At 75.2% G+C, this 14,626-nt stretch carries 12 protein-coding genes; 3 read left to right on the forward strand and 9 right to left on the reverse strand.

Annotated features, from left to right (window positions below):
* Positions 1-6 precede the first annotated feature (6 nt).
* The 4 genes from LPA27_RS13785 to LPA27_RS13800 form a co-directional block, all read right to left on the reverse strand.
* A complete protein-coding gene (locus LPA27_RS13785) occupies positions 7-2,373 on the reverse strand; it encodes a molybdopterin cofactor-binding domain-containing protein (RefSeq protein WP_056903344.1) in 2,367 nt (788 codons plus the stop codon).
* A gap of 160 nt (positions 2,374-2,533) precedes the next feature.
* Positions 2,534-3,700 carry a PucR family transcriptional regulator gene (locus LPA27_RS13790; RefSeq protein ID WP_056903343.1) on the reverse strand — a complete coding sequence of 389 codons (1,167 nt, stop codon included), beginning with the start codon at positions 3,698-3,700 and terminating at the stop codon, positions 2,534-2,536.
* 171 nt (positions 3,701-3,871) lie between these two features.
* Positions 3,872-5,236: a dipeptidase gene (locus LPA27_RS13795; protein WP_228942812.1), complete on the reverse strand. Its 1,365-nt coding sequence runs from the start codon at positions 5,234-5,236 to the stop codon at positions 3,872-3,874.
* 76 nt (positions 5,237-5,312) lie between these two features.
* Positions 5,313-5,687, reverse strand: a complete 375-nt coding sequence (locus LPA27_RS13800) for a sterol carrier family protein (protein ID WP_056903341.1) — start codon at positions 5,685-5,687, stop codon at positions 5,313-5,315.
* A 206-nt stretch (positions 5,688-5,893) separates the two neighbouring features.
* Here LPA27_RS13800 and LPA27_RS13805 point away from each other — a divergent pair, with 206 nt between their 5' ends.
* Together LPA27_RS13805 and LPA27_RS13810 are read left to right on the forward strand one after the other, a co-directional pair.
* A complete protein-coding gene (locus LPA27_RS13805) occupies positions 5,894-6,742 on the forward strand; it encodes an SCO6745 family protein (RefSeq protein WP_228942813.1) in 849 nt (282 codons plus the stop codon).
* Positions 6,743-6,822: 80 nt separating this feature from the next.
* Positions 6,823-7,701, forward strand: coding sequence for a DNA-formamidopyrimidine glycosylase family protein (locus LPA27_RS13810; protein ID WP_228942814.1), 879 nt, complete (start codon positions 6,823-6,825; stop codon positions 7,699-7,701).
* A gap of 29 nt (positions 7,702-7,730) precedes the next feature.
* Here the strand turns inward: LPA27_RS13810 and LPA27_RS13815 are convergent, their stop codons facing one another.
* The gene (locus LPA27_RS13815) at positions 7,731-9,254 is read right to left on the reverse strand and encodes an MFS transporter (protein WP_228942815.1); all 1,524 of its coding nucleotides are present in this window, start codon (positions 9,252-9,254) and stop codon (positions 7,731-7,733) included.
* 53 nt (positions 9,255-9,307) lie between these two features.
* On the opposite strand from LPA27_RS13815, the gene LPA27_RS13820 reads away from it, so the two are divergent.
* Positions 9,308-9,913 carry a TetR family transcriptional regulator gene (locus LPA27_RS13820; RefSeq protein ID WP_228942816.1) on the forward strand — a complete coding sequence of 202 codons (606 nt, stop codon included), beginning with the start codon at positions 9,308-9,310 and terminating at the stop codon, positions 9,911-9,913.
* Between the two features lie 69 nt (positions 9,914-9,982).
* Here the strand turns inward: LPA27_RS13820 and LPA27_RS13825 are convergent, their stop codons facing one another.
* From LPA27_RS13825 to purL, 4 genes are all read right to left on the reverse strand, one after another.
* The gene (locus LPA27_RS13825) at positions 9,983-10,894 is read right to left on the reverse strand and encodes an alpha/beta hydrolase family protein (RefSeq protein WP_228942817.1); all 912 of its coding nucleotides are present in this window, start codon (positions 10,892-10,894) and stop codon (positions 9,983-9,985) included.
* A gap of 47 nt (positions 10,895-10,941) precedes the next feature.
* Positions 10,942-11,364, reverse strand: coding sequence for an alternative ribosome rescue aminoacyl-tRNA hydrolase ArfB (gene arfB / locus LPA27_RS13830; protein ID WP_056863342.1), 423 nt, complete (start codon positions 11,362-11,364; stop codon positions 10,942-10,944).
* 30 nt (positions 11,365-11,394) lie between these two features.
* Positions 11,395-11,961 (reverse strand): dihydrofolate reductase family protein, encoded by a 567-nt coding sequence (locus LPA27_RS13835; RefSeq protein WP_056903336.1) that lies wholly within the window; start codon positions 11,959-11,961, stop codon positions 11,395-11,397.
* Between the two features lie 139 nt (positions 11,962-12,100).
* Positions 12,101-14,410 carry a phosphoribosylformylglycinamidine synthase subunit PurL gene (purL, locus tag LPA27_RS13840; protein ID WP_228942818.1) on the reverse strand — a complete coding sequence of 770 codons (2,310 nt, stop codon included), beginning with the start codon at positions 14,408-14,410 and terminating at the stop codon, positions 12,101-12,103.
* Positions 14,411-14,626 lie beyond the last annotated feature (216 nt).

Raw genomic sequence — 14,626 nt, forward strand, 5'->3', positions numbered from 1 at the left:
TCCTGGTCAGTAGGTGAGCTTGAGCCCGTTGGTGGGCGAGGGGGGCACGGGCGGCACGAACGACTTCGGCTTGAAGGCGATCGGGTCGTCGTGGTTGATCGGGAACCGCTTGGGCAGCGTGCCGGTGGCGCGTGCGTAGGCACAGGCCACCGCGGCCGCCGTCGAGCCCACCGCGGCCTCGCCGACCCCGCCCGGGGTGTCGGAGTCGGTCTCGATGATGTGCACCTCGACCTCGGGCGGCACGTTCCACTGGCGGGTGTAGAAGTAGTTGTCCCAGCTGGCCTCCAGGAAGCGCCCGTTCTTGAAGTGGCAGGAGCTGGTGAGGGTCAGCGCGATGCCGTCCATCACCCCGCCCTGCATCTGGGCCTCGACGCCGCGGGGGTTGATCACCAGGCCGCAGTCGACGGCCACGACGACCTTGGTCACGCGCGGGCCGGTCACGGTCTCGGGACCGAGGTCGCGGTTGACCGTGGAGGGACGGGTGTCGATCTCGACCAGGATGGCCGTGGCGCCCTTGTACTCCTTGTGGATGGCCACGCCCTGGGCCACGCCGGCGGGCAGCGAGCGACCCCAGTTGCCCTCCTTCCCGACCTTGTCGAGGACGGCCTTGACCCGGTCGTTCTTGAGGAACTTCATGCGGAACGCCAGCGGGTCCATCCCCACCTTCTTCGCCAGCTGGTCGATGGTCAGCTCGGCGGCCACGGCGACGTCGGGAGAGTAGATGTTGCGCATGGAGCCGGTCCGGAAGCGCTGGTCGGTCTCGTTGAGCAGCTGCGTCACGACACCGAAGTCGTAGGGCAGCTCCTGGGTCAGGGTGAAGATCGACTGCGAGAAGGTCAGGCCGCCGAGGTAGCGACCGACCTCGGTGGGCAGCTCGTCGGCGGTGGCGGTGAGGATCTCGCCGAGCCCGTGGCTGAAGTCGGTGACGACGCTGGTGTGGCGCTGCTCGAAGCTCAGCACCTGGTCCTCGCCGGTCAGCCCGCCCTTGAGCACCGTGGCGCGCACCCGGGAGGTGGCCATCGGGTGCAGGCGACCCTGGCGCGGCTCGTCGGCGCGGTGCCACATCAGCTTCACGGGCACGCCCATCGCCTTGCTGATCTCGGCCGCCTCCAGGGCGTGGTCGCCGAAGAGCTTGTGACCGAAGGAGCCGCCGCCGGTGATGACGTTGACCTTGACCGCGTCGACCGGCAGGCCGAGCATGATCGCGATGTTCTCCTGGGCCAGGATCGGCACCTTGAGACCGGCCCAGATCTCGGCGCCGTCCTCACGCACGTCGGCGATGGCGGCGTAGGGCTCGAGGGCCGCGCTGCTGCGGAACATGAACTCGAACTCGGTCTCCACCGACTCCGCCAGCACCGGAACGTCGGGCACCACGAGGGGCAGCTCGGCGCGCTTGATGCCGGCCAGGACGGTCTCGTCGGACTCGCCGCTGGCGGTGCCGGGGTTCCAGTCCACCTGCATCTCGCGGATGGCGTCGATGCAGTGGCCGAAGGTCTTGGCCCGCACGGCGATGCCGCTGCTGATCTGCGCGACGTGGGTCACCCCGGGCATCCTCTTGATGGCGGCGAGGTTCTTGAGGCCGTTCTCCTTCGGGGTGCCCTGGTGCTCGGGGGCGCGGCACACCATGGTCGGCAGCGCGCCGGGCACGTCGAGGTCGGTGGTGAAGTCCTTCTTGCCCGTGACCGCCGCGCGGGCGTCGAGCCGGTTCTTCGGGGTGCCGATGACCCGGAAGTCGGACGGGGGCCGCAGCACGACCTCGACGGCCTCCACGACCTGGCTCGCGGCGTCACCGGCGATGTCGCCGTAGGTGACGTTGTTGCCGGCCAGGTCGCTGATCACGCCGCCGGTGGTCGTGAGGCGGTCGGCGGTGGTGCCGAACAGGATGGCCGCCGCCTCGAGCAGCTTCTGCCGGGCCAGCGCTCCCGCGACGCGCACGGGCGTGTAGGTCGAGAAGGTGGTGTTGGAGCCGCCGGTGAGCTGGTTGAAGACCAGCTCGGGACGAGCCGGGGCCAGAGTGACCTTGACCTTGCTCATCGGCAGGTCGAGCTCCTCGGCGAGGATCATCGTGGTCGAGGTGAGGATGCCCTGGCCGACCTCGGTGCGGGGCAGCTCGAACGACGCAGTGCCGTCCTCGTTGATGGTGACGGTGATCAGCTGCGAGGTCGGCAGCGCCGAGTCGGTCTGCAGGTCCTCGAGGTCGTAGAGCTCGGGCAGCTGCGGGCCCGACGGGATCGCGGCCGAGGCACGGTTGCTGCCCGTGGCGAGGTCGGCGCCGACGACGAGGGTCGTGCCGGCGAGGACGTAGCCGATGAAGCTGCGGCGGCCCAGGGCGGCCGGCGGGGCGGCCGACTGGTGGTCGTGGAGCTCGGTCATGCGTGGCCTCCAGGTGGGTGCCGGGCGCTCCCCCATGAAGCGTCCCGAGGATGACAAGACTGACAGGGAGTGCTGTCAGTCACCATGCCCACCGCGCCCACGATGTGACCACTGCCACTGTGCACCCTGCACAGCGGCGCCAGGTCGGGGCCGCGCCGGCTCAGCCGCCCGTGCGCAGCGCCCGCAGCGCGAGGTCGAGCTCGACCGGGGGTGCGCCGCCGAGCACGTCGCGCCCGGTGAGCTCGCCGACGCGGCGCAGCCGGTTGAGCACGGTGTTGCGGTGGCAGTGCACGCGCTCCGCGGTGGAGGTGGCCGAGCCGCCGGTCGCCACCCAGGCCTCGAGGGTGTCCACCAGCGGCACGAGCTCGACCCGGGGCAGTGCGAGGAGGGGGCCCAGCCACACCGACACCAGCCGGGCCGCGACGTCGGGGGCGCTCATGAGCAGCGCCTCGGGTAGGCGGCTGTCGAAGGTGGCGAGCCCCCCGTCGCGGCCCAGGGTGCGCAGGGCGAGCGAGGCCTGCCGGAAGCCGGTGTCGACCCCGGCGAGGCCGTGGACGACGGCGGAGACGCCGAGCCCGCCCGCCGCGGCCGCGACGCGCTCGAGGCGCTGCAGCGCCTCGCGCGGTGAGTCCTCGCGCAGCGCGACCAGGCCCACGACGCCGCCCGTGCGGCGCACCCAGGCCGAGGCGTGGGGCGCCACCACCGACCCGGCCTGGAGCGGGTCGACGCCGCCACCGATCGCGACGATGACGTCACCGGACACCGGCAGGTCGAGGATGCGAGCCGCCTCGAAGGCGAAGGACGCCTCCTGGGCCCGCCCGCTCAGCAGGCCCTCCCACAGCTCCGCGCGCTGCTGCTCGTCGGCGCGCACGACCGCGCGCTCGTGGGCGTGGTAGGCCGCCGCGACCTGGGCGGAGGTCTCGTCGACGACCTCCCACAGCCGGCCGCCGACCGCGCGCAGCTCCACGGAGGTGAGCGCCGCCTCGGCGTGGTCGACCAGGTCGTCCCAGATCAGGCGCCCGCCCATCCGGAAGGAGCGCAGCACGTCGTCGAGGGGCAGCCCCTGCTCGGCGCGACGGCGGCCGGTCTCGCGCGCCGCGTCGTACGCCGGGTCGTGGGCGGGGCTGCCGGTCGGCTCCTGGCCGAGCAGCTCGAGCACGCGGTCGATGTTGTCGTGGCAGGAGCGGCGCAGGTCCTCGCTCGGCACGACCCGCCGCAGCTGGTAGCCCGGGTTGCTGGCCTCGATCGTCGCGACGAGCCGGTCGGTCAGGGGGGCCAGTCGCTGCGCGCGGTGGTCGCCGAGGAAGGCGAGGGTCTCCGCGTCCATCCGCCCACCGTAGCCCGGCCCTCCCCAGGGGGCGGGCCGTCGGCACGTGCCCCCGCGTCGGCCCGGGTCGGCCCCGTCCCGGCCCTGCGTCGGACCCCGTGTCGGGCCCTGTGTCGGGCCTCGCGTCGGGCCCCGTGTCAGGCCCCGTGTCAGGCCCGGCTCACCGCTGGCTCACCGCTGGGCGAGACGCGCCAGCAGCAGCGCCTCGGCCAGCACGACGCGCTCGAACTCCGCGAGGTGGAGGCCCTCGTTGGCGCCGTGGGCGCGGGTGTCGGGGTCCTCCACGCCGGTCACCAGCACGCTGGCCTCGGGGAAGGCCTCCAGGAACTCGGCGATGAAGGGGATCGACCCGCCCACGCCCATGTCGATCGGCTCGGTGCCGTCCCAGGCCTCGGCGAAGGCGGCGCGGGCGGCGTCGTAGGCCGGCCCCGTCGCGTCGATGCGGGTGGGCTCGCCGGTGTCGACGACGGTGAGGGTCAGCTCGGCACCCCAGGGGGTGTGGGCCTCGAGGTGGGCGCGCAGGCAGGCCAGGGCGTTGTCGGCGGTGTCGCCGGGGGCCACCCGCAGGCTGATCTTGGCGCGGGCCGCGGGCACCAGGGTGTTGCTCGCGCCGTCGACCTTGGGCGCGTCGAGGCCGGTGATGCTCAGCGACGGCTTGGTCCACAGCCGCTCGACGGCGGAGCCGGTGCCCATCCAGGTGATGCCGGGCACGGCGCCGGACTCCGCGCGCAGGCGCTCCTCGGGGTAGGTGACGTCGGCGGCGGGCGACGACACCAGCCCGGCGATCGCGACGTCGCCGGCGTCGTCGTGGAGGCTGGCGATGACGCGGCTCAGGGCGATGAGCGCGTCGGGCACGAGCCCGCCCCACATGCCTGAGTGCACCGCGTGGGTCAGGGTGCGCACCTCCACGTCGGCGCGCACGAGGCCGCGCAGGCTGGTGGTGAGCGCGGGCTCGCCGATGTCCCAGTTGCCGGAGTCGGCGATGACGATGACGTCGGCGCGCAGCGCCTCGGCGTGATCGGCCAGCAGTGCGGGGAGGGTGTCGGAGCCGACCTCCTCCTCGCCCTCGATGAACATCGTGACGCTCACCGGGAGGTCGTCGCCGAAGACGCGCAGCGCGCCGAGGTGGGCGGCGATGCCGGCCTTGTCGTCGGCCGCGCCGCGGGCGTAGAGCCGTCCGTCGCGCTCGGTGGGCTCGAAGGGCGGGGAGTCCCAGTCGGCGTGGTCGTTCTCCGGCTGGACGTCGTGGTGGGCGTAGAGCAGCACCGTGGGCGCACCCTCGGGACCCGCCTTGTGGGCGATCACCGCGGGCGCCCCGCCCTCGGCGCTCACCACGTCGACGGAGTCGAAGCGCTCGGCGCGGAAGAGCTCCGCGACGGCCTCGGCGCTGCGGCGCACCTCGCCGGCGCGCGCCGGGTCGGCGCTGACCGACTCGATGCGCACGAGGTCCTCGAGGTCGCGACGGATGCCCGGCAGGAGCTCGTCGACGCGGGCACGGATGGCGGCGGAGTCGGTCAGGAGGTCGGGCTGGCTCATGCCGGCCAACCTATCGCCGTCGCCCGGCGCCGGGTCGCGCGCGGGTGGCTGCGGTCGCGCGGGGGGCAGGTCAGGATCAGGTCAGGGGCAGGTGGGGCGCGAGGTCGGCGCGCTGCCCGCTGGCGCTCACCCGGCCCGCGGCGTCGGCCTCGCCCCAGGTGAGCGAGCCGGAGGCCAGGGCGATCCACGTCAGGGCGTCGGTCTCCACGACGGCGGGCGGGGTGCCGCGGGTGTGGCGCACCCCCGGGATGACCTGCACGGCGGCGTACGGCGGGACCCGCACCTCGACCGAGTGGCCCGGCGCGCGCTGCTCGAGCACGGCGAGGAAGTGCTTGACCAGCAGCCGGAGGTCGGCGCGGTCGGGCGCCGACCCCGCGGCCCCGGCGACCTCGACGCGGGCGAGGGCGGCGGCCACGTCGGCGGCGGGGGCGACCCGGAGCCGGGCGGGCATCAGCGGCGCCCGCGGGGTCGGCCGGGGCGCGGGCGCGGTCGGTGGGTCACCCGGTCAGCCTAGGCGGCTCCGGAACCGGCGCGGTGCGGGCGCGGACCACGGGCGAGCACCGCGGGGAGCCCCGGGGAGCCCCAGGGAGCCCCCGGGAGCCCCAGGGAGCCCCCGGGAGCACAGCGGCTCGCCCCTCCGCCGTGTAGACAGACCCCATGGACCCGAAGACCTCCGGGCGCGTCGCCCGCTCCCTCGAGACCCTGCACGCCCTCTGCTACTTCGCCCCGGAGGTGTCCGACGAGATCACCGCGCTCGGCGTGCGCCCGGGCCGCGCCGCCTACTTCGCCGGGCGCTCGGCGCCGATGGGGCGCGTGGGGGCGGGGCCGGTGGCGGCGACGTTCTACGTCTTCAACCCCGACCTCGTGGCCCACTTCGTGCCGGCCTGCTGGGAGGCGGCCGCCCCCGAGGACGTCACCGCCGCACGCTACCGCGGTGTCGACGCGGCCTACCGCCGCCTGCTGGGCGAGGAGGTCCTGGCCTCCCCCGAGGTGGCCGAGGCCGCCGAGCTGGCCCGCACCGCGGCCGCCGGCTGCTCGGTGGCCGGACGCCCCCTGCACGCCGCCCACGCCGACCTGGCCTGGCCCTCCGAGCCCCACCTCGTGCTCTTCCACGCCCTCACGCTGCTGCGCGAGCACCGCGGCGACGGACACGTGGCCGCCCTGCTCGCCGCGGGCCTGACCGGTGTCGAGGCGCTGGTCAGCCACACCGCGACCGGCCGCGGCTTCACCGTGCCGGCCGCCCAGGCCACCCGCGGCTGGACCCCGGAGCAGTGGCAGGAGACGGTCGAGGCGCTGGCCGCCCGCGGGCTGACGGGCCCCGACGGCGGTCTCACCGAGGAGGGCGCCGCACTGCGCTCGCGCGTCGAGGCCGCCACCGCCGAGATGGCCGCCGCGCCCTGGGACCACCTCGGCGAGACCGGCGCCCTCCGCCTGGCCGAGCTGGGCCAGCCGCTGGTGCGCCGCGCCCTCGACCACGGCGCCTTCCCCGACGGGGTCTTCGCCTGAGCGGCCCGGGGCCCGGGGCGTCCCGGGTCCCCGCCGGACGGGTGTGGTCGCCCGCGCGCGCAGCGCGTTGACTCTGACCCGTGCCGGAGGGTGACAGCGTCCACAAGCTCGCACGTCGGCTGGAGCCGACGCTGCTGGGCCGCACGATCGCGCGCAGCGACCTGCGGGTGCCGCGGCTGGCGACCCGTGACCTCGCCGGGCGCGAGGTGCGGGAGCTGGCCACCCACGGCAAGCACCTGCTGACCCGGCTGGGGCCGGGTCGTGACGGCTCCGACGACGACGTCACGCTCCACTCCCACCTGCTGATGGACGGCGAGTGGGCCACCACCGGGCCCGGCAAGCAGCTGCCGCGGCGGATGATGCCCGAGGTCAGGGTGGTGCTCGAGACCGACCGCGGCACCACGGCCTGGGGCCTGCGCCTGCACCAGCTCGACCTCGTCGCCACCCGCGACGAGCACCGCCTCATCGGCCACCTCGGCCCCGACCCGCTGCGCGCGGACTTCGACCACGACGAGGCCGTGCGCCGGCTGCGCGCGGAGCCGGCGGTGCCGCTGGTGAGCGCACTGCTCGACCAGACCAAGGTCGCGGGCCTGGGCAACCTGTGGGCCAACGAGCTGGCCTTCATCACCGGCACCAGCCCCTGGACGCCGGTCGGCGACCTCGACGTCGACCGGCTGGTCACCAACGCCCGGCGCGCGCTGCGCCACTCCGCCCTCGTGCCCGGGGCCTACCAGGTCACCACCGGCAGCAGCCGCCGCGGCGAGGACCACTGGGTCTCAGGCCGCGCCCGCAAGCCCTGCCTGCGCTGCGGCACGACCGTCCTCGTGGTCGCCGACCTGCCCGACGACCCGGCCAACCGCCGCACCTGGTGGTGCCCCCACTGCCAGCCCGGCCCCGGACCCGAGGCGCGGGTGCCGACCCCGCGCTCGGTCCGGTACGGCGGGGGCGCCAGCGCCTGACGCGGCGCGTGACCCCGACCGGGCCGGCGTCAGGCGCTGGCGTCGCGCAGGGCGCGGCGGGTCACCACGATGGCCAGCGCCATCAGCACGACGCCGCCGGCGGCGGTGAGGCTGCTGCCGTCGACGAAGGCGGCCTGGGCCGAGGCCGTCAGCGCGGCGCCGGTGTCGGCCGGCAGGGTGGGGGCGAGGGCGAGCGCGCCGGCGAGGGTCTCGCGGGCGGCGTCGGCCTGGGCCCCGTCGAGGCCGGCCGGCACCTCGAGGTGGGAGCGGTAGGTCGCGGCGAGCAGCCCGCCGAGCACGCTCGTGCCGAGCACGGCGCCGACCTCGTAGGCGGTCTCGGAGACCGCCGAGGCCGCGCCGGCCTCGGCGGGCGGCACCGCGGCGATGATCAGGTCGTTGGACAGCGTCTCCGCGATGCCCACGCCGGCGGCCAGGGCGGCGAAGGCCACGACGAGCAGGGCGACCCCGCCGGAGCCGCCGGCCACCGCGACGCCCGCGTAGGCCGCGGCGGCCAGGCCCAGCCCCGCCGTCATGAGGGTGGCCGGGCGCCAGCGGCGTACGAGGCGCACGACGAGGAGGCTGGCCAGCACCATCGCCACCGTGCCGGGCACGAGCACGAGGGCGGCGTCGAGCGGGCTGAGACCCACGACGAGCTGGAGGTGCTGGGAGAGGAAGTAGAGCAGCCCGACCAGCGCCATCACGCTGAGCAGGTTGACCAGCACCGACCCGGCGAAGGCCGGCACGGTGAAGAGCCGCACGTCGAGCATCGGCCGGGGCCGCGCCAGCATCCGGTGCACGAGGGCGACCCCGGCGGTGACGCCGAGCGCCGCGCAGCCCAGGGCGAGCAGGTCGGGCCCGGCGACGGCGACGTGCTTGATCGCGAAGACGACCGGCGCGAGCGTGGCCATCGAGAGCACCATGCCGACGGGGTCGAGCGGCCCGGGCGCGGGGTCGCGCGACTCGGTGACCAGCACGGGCGCCAGCACGAGCAGCGGCAGCAGCATCGGCACCGCGATCAGGAACACCGCACCCCAGTCGGCCACCTCGAGCAGGACGCCGCCGACGACCGGCCCGATCGCCGCCCCGGCCGCGAAGCCGGTGGCCCAGACCGCGATGGCCAGGCGGCGCTGGGCGCGGTCCTCGAACATGCCGCGCAGCAGCGAGAGCGTGCACGGCATGAGCGCCGCGCCGAAGACGCCGAGCAGGAGTCGGGCCAGCAAGAGGGCCTCGGCCGAGGTCGCGAAGGCCGCGAGCACCGAGGTGGCCGCGAAGCCGGTGGCACCGACGAGCAGCAGCCGCCGGCGGCCCACCCGGTCGCCGAGGCTGCCCATGGTGACCAGCAGCCCGGCCAGGACGAGGGGGTAGACGTCGACGATCCACAGCTGCACGGCGGCGCTGGGGCGCAGGTCGAGCGCGATCGCGGGCAGGGCGAAGCTCAGCACCGTGTTGTCGATGGAGACCAGGAGCACGGGCAGCATCAGCACGGCGAGGCCGGCCCACTCCCGGCGCCCGGCCCGCCGGGGGGCCGCGGTCACGGGGTGGAGGGTGGTCATGACGTTCACTATACCGACTGGTCGGTATAGTGCCCAGTCGTAGGCTCCTCCCCATGACCTCTCCCCGGTCCTCCGCCCGCGAGCGGATCCTCGACGCCTACCAGGCCTGCCTCAACGACCTGGGCGAGCGCGCGGCCACCCTCGACGCCGTCGCCGCCGCCGCCGGGGTCTCCAAGGGCGGGCTGATCTACCACTTCGCCTCCAAGGAGGCCCTGGCCGCCGGGCTCGTCGAGCGCCTCGAGCGGCTGGGGCGCGACGACGTCAAAGCCATGGGCACCACCGCCGAGAGCGCCGTGGGCCACTTCATCCGCAGCGCCGCCCACGCCCAGTCGCCCTTCGGCGTGACCGCGCAGGCCGTGCAGACGCTGGCCCGCAGCGGCCACGTCGGCGCGGTGCGCACGATGCACGCCCTCGAGCAGGAGTGGTACGACGTGCTCCTGCGCGCCACCGGCGACCGGGTCGTGGCCCGCATGGCCCAGCTCGTGGGCGACGGCATCTACTACAACGCCGCCCTCGCCGTCACCGAGCCGGTCGCGGTCGACCCCGACGAAGCCGGGGAGGCCGGGGACGCCGGGGAGGCCGAGGCGCACCCCGCCCTGCCCTCGCCCGCCGAGCAGGAGGACCTCGTCCGCGCCCTGCTGCGGATGATCGGCGACTGAGGGCGCCAGCGGGCGCGGCACCCGGGTCGAGCGGCCGGGTCGGGCGGCCGGGTCGAGCGGCCGGGCGGGTCAGGCGATCGAGTCGAGCACGGCGAGGGTGGCGGTCCAGGCCTCGGAGTCGGGGTCGATGACGACGAAGTGGTCGCCCTCGACGCGCACCAGCTCGGCGCGGGCCCCGGCCGCGACGGCGGCGTCGACGTAGGTCTCGGACTGGCTGACCGGCACGATGGTGTCCTCGGAGCCGTGCACGCACCAGACCGGCACGTCGAGCGGCACCTGCGCGAGCGGGTCGACGGGGGCGTCGTCGGGGCCGTAGTCGTGACCGAGGAAGGCCTGCACCGCTCCCCCGCCGAGGTCCTGCCGCGCGGCGCCGCCGAGGTCGACGACGCCCGCCTGCGAGACCACGTGGGTCACCTCGACGCCGCCGGCCCACGGCGCGAAGCGCCCGCGGGAGGCCGCCCAGGTCGCGAGGTGGCCGCCGGCGGAGTGGCCCAGCGCGACCACCGTGGTGAGGTCGAGGCCGAGGTCGCGCAGCGCGTCGATGCCGGCGGCGACGTCGTCGAGGGTCTCCGGCACGCCCCCGCCCCCGGCCGCCCCGGTGCCGACGCGGCGGTACTCCAGGTTCCAGGCCGCCCAGCCCTGCTCGGCCAGGCTCTCCGCGAGCGGCTGGCCGAGGTCGAGGCCGTACTCCGCGCGCCAGAAGCCGCCGTGGAGCACCACGACGACCCCGCGGGGCGCACCCTCGGGCAGGTAGAGGTCGCCGAACTGGCTCGGCCCCTCGCCGTACGCCGTCCGGCCCTGGGCCGGCCTGCTCGCCTGCGGGTCCACGGGGTCCAAGCCCTCCTCCTGGTCGGCGCACGCGGTCGCGGCCAGCCCGAGCGCGCCGAGCGCGGGCAGCGACAGGAGCGTACGCCGCCGCAGCGGGCCGCCCCGGCCGGCCGGGGTGGGGGCGGAGGGGTGGCGCGGGGAGCGGGAGGGCACGGGGGGTGTTCGGAGCCGCGCCGCGGGCGGCTCGGGCGGAGGGCTGGTCAGTCCCAGCCGCCGCCGCGCCCCCGCTTGACGTCGCCGCGGCGCTTCTTGGCCGAGAGCCGGCGCTCCTTCGACCCGCGGGTGGGGCGCGTGGCCCGGCGCGGCGGCGGGGGTGGCGCGGCGGCCCGGCGCACGAGGTCGGCGAGCCGCTCGCGCGCCGCGCGCCGGTTGGCCAGCTGGGTGCGGTGCTCGCTGGCGGCCACGGTGAGCACGCCGTCGACGAGCCGGCCGGCCAGCGCCTCCAGCACCCGGGCCCGGGTGCTGGCCGGCAGCGAGGAGGCGGCGACGTCGTAGCTGAGCTCGACGCGGCTGTCGGCGGTGTTGACGCCCTGCCCGCCGGGCCCCGAGGAGCGCGAGAAGCGCTCGGCCAGCTCGGAGCCCGGGATCACCAGGGTCCTCGTCAGCGGCAGGTCGTCGGGCACGACCCCATCATCGCCGACCCGGGCGCGGGCTCAGCTCCCGGCAGGGGCGGGGGCGGGGGCGTAGCGCAGGTGGAGCACGCCGGAGTCGAGCACGGTGGAGCCGATCAGCTCCAGCGGCACCTGGCCGGTGTCCTCGAAGAGCCGCTGCCCGGTGCCGACGGCGAGGGGGTGCACGAGGAGCTCGAGCTCGTCGAGCAGGCCGTGGGCCAGCAGCCAGCGCACGGTGGTGGCGCAGCCCGACATGCCGATGTCGCCCTCGGTCTCCTCCTTGATCCGGGCGACCTGGGCCGCGACCTCGGCGTCGTCGCCGGTGACGAGGTGGCTGTTCTCCCAGTCGGTGTCGAGCGGGCGGGAGGAGAGGACGTACTTGCGGAGGGGGGTGATGAAGGGCCCGAACTCGTCGTCGTCGGGGTGGGCGGTCCAGTGCGCGGCCCACTCGTCGTAGAGCCGCCGGCCCATGAGGTAGGCCCCGCGCGTCTGCATCCCGGCGCCGATCACCTCGCCCATCTGCTCGGTGAAGTAGGGGAAGTGCCACTGGTCGGGGCGCTCGACGACGCCGTCGAGGGAGATGAAGAAGGTGGCGACGATGCGGGCCACGGGGGCCTCCTGGGTCTGGTTCGGGGGTGCGTACGGACGGGCTGACCCGCCCGGCGGCCCGGACTCATCGGCCGCGGGCGGGTCCGCTCGACGTCGGTGCCGGACGTGCTGACGTGCTGGGGTGCTGGCGTGCTGGGGACTAGGCGAGCGAGGCCTCGGTGACCGGGCCGGCCATGGCGGCGGGCAGGGTGGCCATCCAGGCGCTGCGCAGCTCGAGCAGCGGGGCCTCGAGGTGGCCCTCGACGACGAGGGTGTCGCCGCCGGTCGTGCCGAGGTCGGTCAGCGGTACGCCGTGGCGCTCGGCCAGGGCGCTCAGCCGCTCCAGGTCGCCCTCGGCGACCGTGACCAGCGCGCGCCCGGCGGACTCGGCGAAGAGGGCGACGAAGGCGTCGCCGCCCGCCACGCCGGCGAGGTCGACGCGGGCGCCGACCATGTGGCGCAGCCCGGCCTCGACGAGGGCCTGGGCGAGACCGCCGTCGGAGAGGTCGTGGGCGGAGGTGAGCAGCCCGGCGCGCTGGCCGGAGGCCTCGTGGAGCAGCTCGGCCAGCGCCTTCTCGGCCGCGAGGTCGACCCGCGGCGGCAGCCCGCCGAGGTGTCCGTGCACGACGTGGGCCCACTCCGAGCCCGAGAGCTCCTCGCGGGTCTCGCCGAGGAGCACGATCCGCTCACCCGCGCCGGCGAAGCCGCTGGGGGTGCGGGCGGTGACGTCCTCGACCACGCCGAGCACGGCGACGACGGGCGTGGGGAGGATCGCGGTCTCGCCGGTCTGGTTGTAGAGGCTGACGTTGCCGCCGGTGACGGGGATGCCCAGCTCGAGGCAGCCGTCCTTGAGCCCGCGACAGGCCTCCGCGAACTGCCACATCACGTCGGGGTCCTCGGGCGAGCCGAAGTTGAGGCAGTCGGAGATGGCCAGCGGCACGGCGCCACCCGTGGCGACGTTGCGGTAGGACTCCGCCAGCGCCAGCCGGGCGCCGGTGTAGGGGTCGAGCTTGGCGAAGCGGCCGTTGCAGTCGGTGGAGACCGCGACACCGAGGTTGGTCGACTCGTCGACGCGGATCATCCCGGAGTCCGACGGCTGGGCGAGCACGGTGTTGCCGCGCACGTACCGGTCGTACTGGTCGGTGACCCAGGACTTGTCGCAGAGGTTGGGGCTGGCCACGAGCCGCAGCAGCGTGTCGTGCAGCTCCGCACCGCCCGAGGGGCGCGGGAGGGACTCGGCGCCGTCGGCCTGGAGGGCGTCCTGCCACGCCGGGCGGGCGTAGGGACGCTGGTAGGTCGGACCGTCGTGGGCCACCGAGCGCGGCGGCACGTCGACGACGCGCTGGCCGTGCCAGTCGATCTGGAGCCGGCCGGTGTCGGTGACCTCGCCGACCACGACGGCCTCGACGTCCCACTTGGCGCACACGGCCAGGAAGGCGGCGACGTCGTCAGGCTCGACGACGGCCATCATGCGCTCCTGGCTCTCGCTCATGAGGATCTCCTCGGGAGCCAGGGTCGAGTCGCGCAGCGGCACCCGGTCGAGCTCGACGTGCATGCCGCCGTCGCCGGCCGAGGCCAGCTCGGAGGTCGCGCAGGAGAGCCCGGCGCCGCCGAGGTCCTGGATGCCGGCGACCAGGCCCGCGGCGAAGATCTCCAGGGTGCACTCGATGAGCAGCTTCTCCATGAAGGGGTCGCCGACCTGCACGCTGGGCCGCTTGGCGGGCCCGTCGGCGTCGAAGGTCTCGCTGGCGAGCACCGAGACGCCGCCGATCCCGTCGCCGCCGGTGCGGGCGCCGTAGAGGATCACCTGGTTGCCGACGCCGCTGGCCTTGGCCAGGTGGAGGTCCTCGTGGCGCAGCACGCCGACGGAGAGGGCGTTGACGAGCGGGTTGCCGAGGTAGCTCTCGTCGAAGACCACCTCGCCGCCGATGTTGGGCAGCCCCAGGCAGTTGCCGTAGCCGCCGACGCCGGCCACGATCCCGGGCAGCACGCGCTGGGTGTCGGGGGCGTCGAGGGGGCCGAAGCGCAGCGGGTCCATCACCGCGACCGGGCGGGCGCCCATGGCGAGGATGTCGCGCACGATGCCGCCGACGCCGGTGGCCGCGCCCTGGTAGGGCTCGACGTAGGACGGGTGGTTGTGCGACTCGACCTTGAAGGTCACGGCGTAGCCCTGGCCGATGTCGATGACGCCGGCGTTCTCGCCGATCCCGGCGAGCATCGCGCCCACCGGGGTCTCCTGCGGGATCTCGGAGAACTGCTTGAGGTGCACCTTGGAGGACTTGTAGGAGCAGTGCTCGCTCCACATCACGCTGTACATCGCCAGCTCGCTGGAGGTGGGCCGGCGCCCGAGGATCTCGCGGATCCGGGCGTACTCGTCGGCCTTGAGGCCGAGGTCGGACCACGGTTGCTCGCGGGAGGGGTCCCCGCTGGCGACGGCGACGGTGTCGAGGCTGCTGTGGGTCTCTGGCACGGGCGTCAATCTACCGGCGCCCGGACGGGCCCGGGTCGCCGAGGGCGGGGCCGAGACCCGGAGTCCCGCGCAGGGCCGCGGCGGGGCCGGGACCGGCGGGCGGAGCGCACCCCGCGGAGGGTGCGCGCGGGGCGACGTACAGGCCTGTGACCTGCGGAAACGTCGACCCGAACTACAGCGCTGTAGTTCACGCGAACCGCTGTTACGGGTGTGACT

This window comes from Nocardioides sp. Leaf374 (assembly GCF_916862475.1).
GTDB classification, from domain to species: domain Bacteria; phylum Actinomycetota; class Actinomycetes; order Propionibacteriales; family Nocardioidaceae; genus Nocardioides; species Nocardioides kribbensis.

Excerpts from the sequence above, each read along its gene's own strand:
- LPA27_RS13790 (WP_056903343.1), bottom strand. The coding sequence starts at position 3,700 with ATGGACGCGGAGACCCTCGCCTTCCTCGGCGACCACCGCGCGCAGCGA.
- LPA27_RS13795 (WP_228942812.1), bottom strand. The coding sequence starts at position 5,236 with ATGAGCCAGCCCGACCTCCTGACCGACTCCGCCGCCATCCGTGCCCGC.
- LPA27_RS13820 (WP_228942816.1), top strand. The coding sequence starts at position 9,308 with ATGACCTCTCCCCGGTCCTCCGCCCGCGAGCGGATCCTCGACGCCTAC.
- LPA27_RS13800 (WP_056903341.1), bottom strand. The coding sequence starts at position 5,687 with ATGCCCGCCCGGCTCCGGGTCGCCCCCGCCGCCGACGTGGCCGCCGCC.
- LPA27_RS13785 (WP_056903344.1), bottom strand. The coding sequence starts at position 2,373 with ATGACCGAGCTCCACGACCACCAGTCGGCCGCCCCGCCGGCCGCCCTG.
- LPA27_RS13815 (WP_228942815.1), bottom strand. The coding sequence starts at position 9,254 with ATGACCACCCTCCACCCCGTGACCGCGGCCCCCCGGCGGGCCGGGCGC.
- LPA27_RS13805 (WP_228942813.1), top strand. The coding sequence starts at position 5,894 with ATGGACCCGAAGACCTCCGGGCGCGTCGCCCGCTCCCTCGAGACCCTG.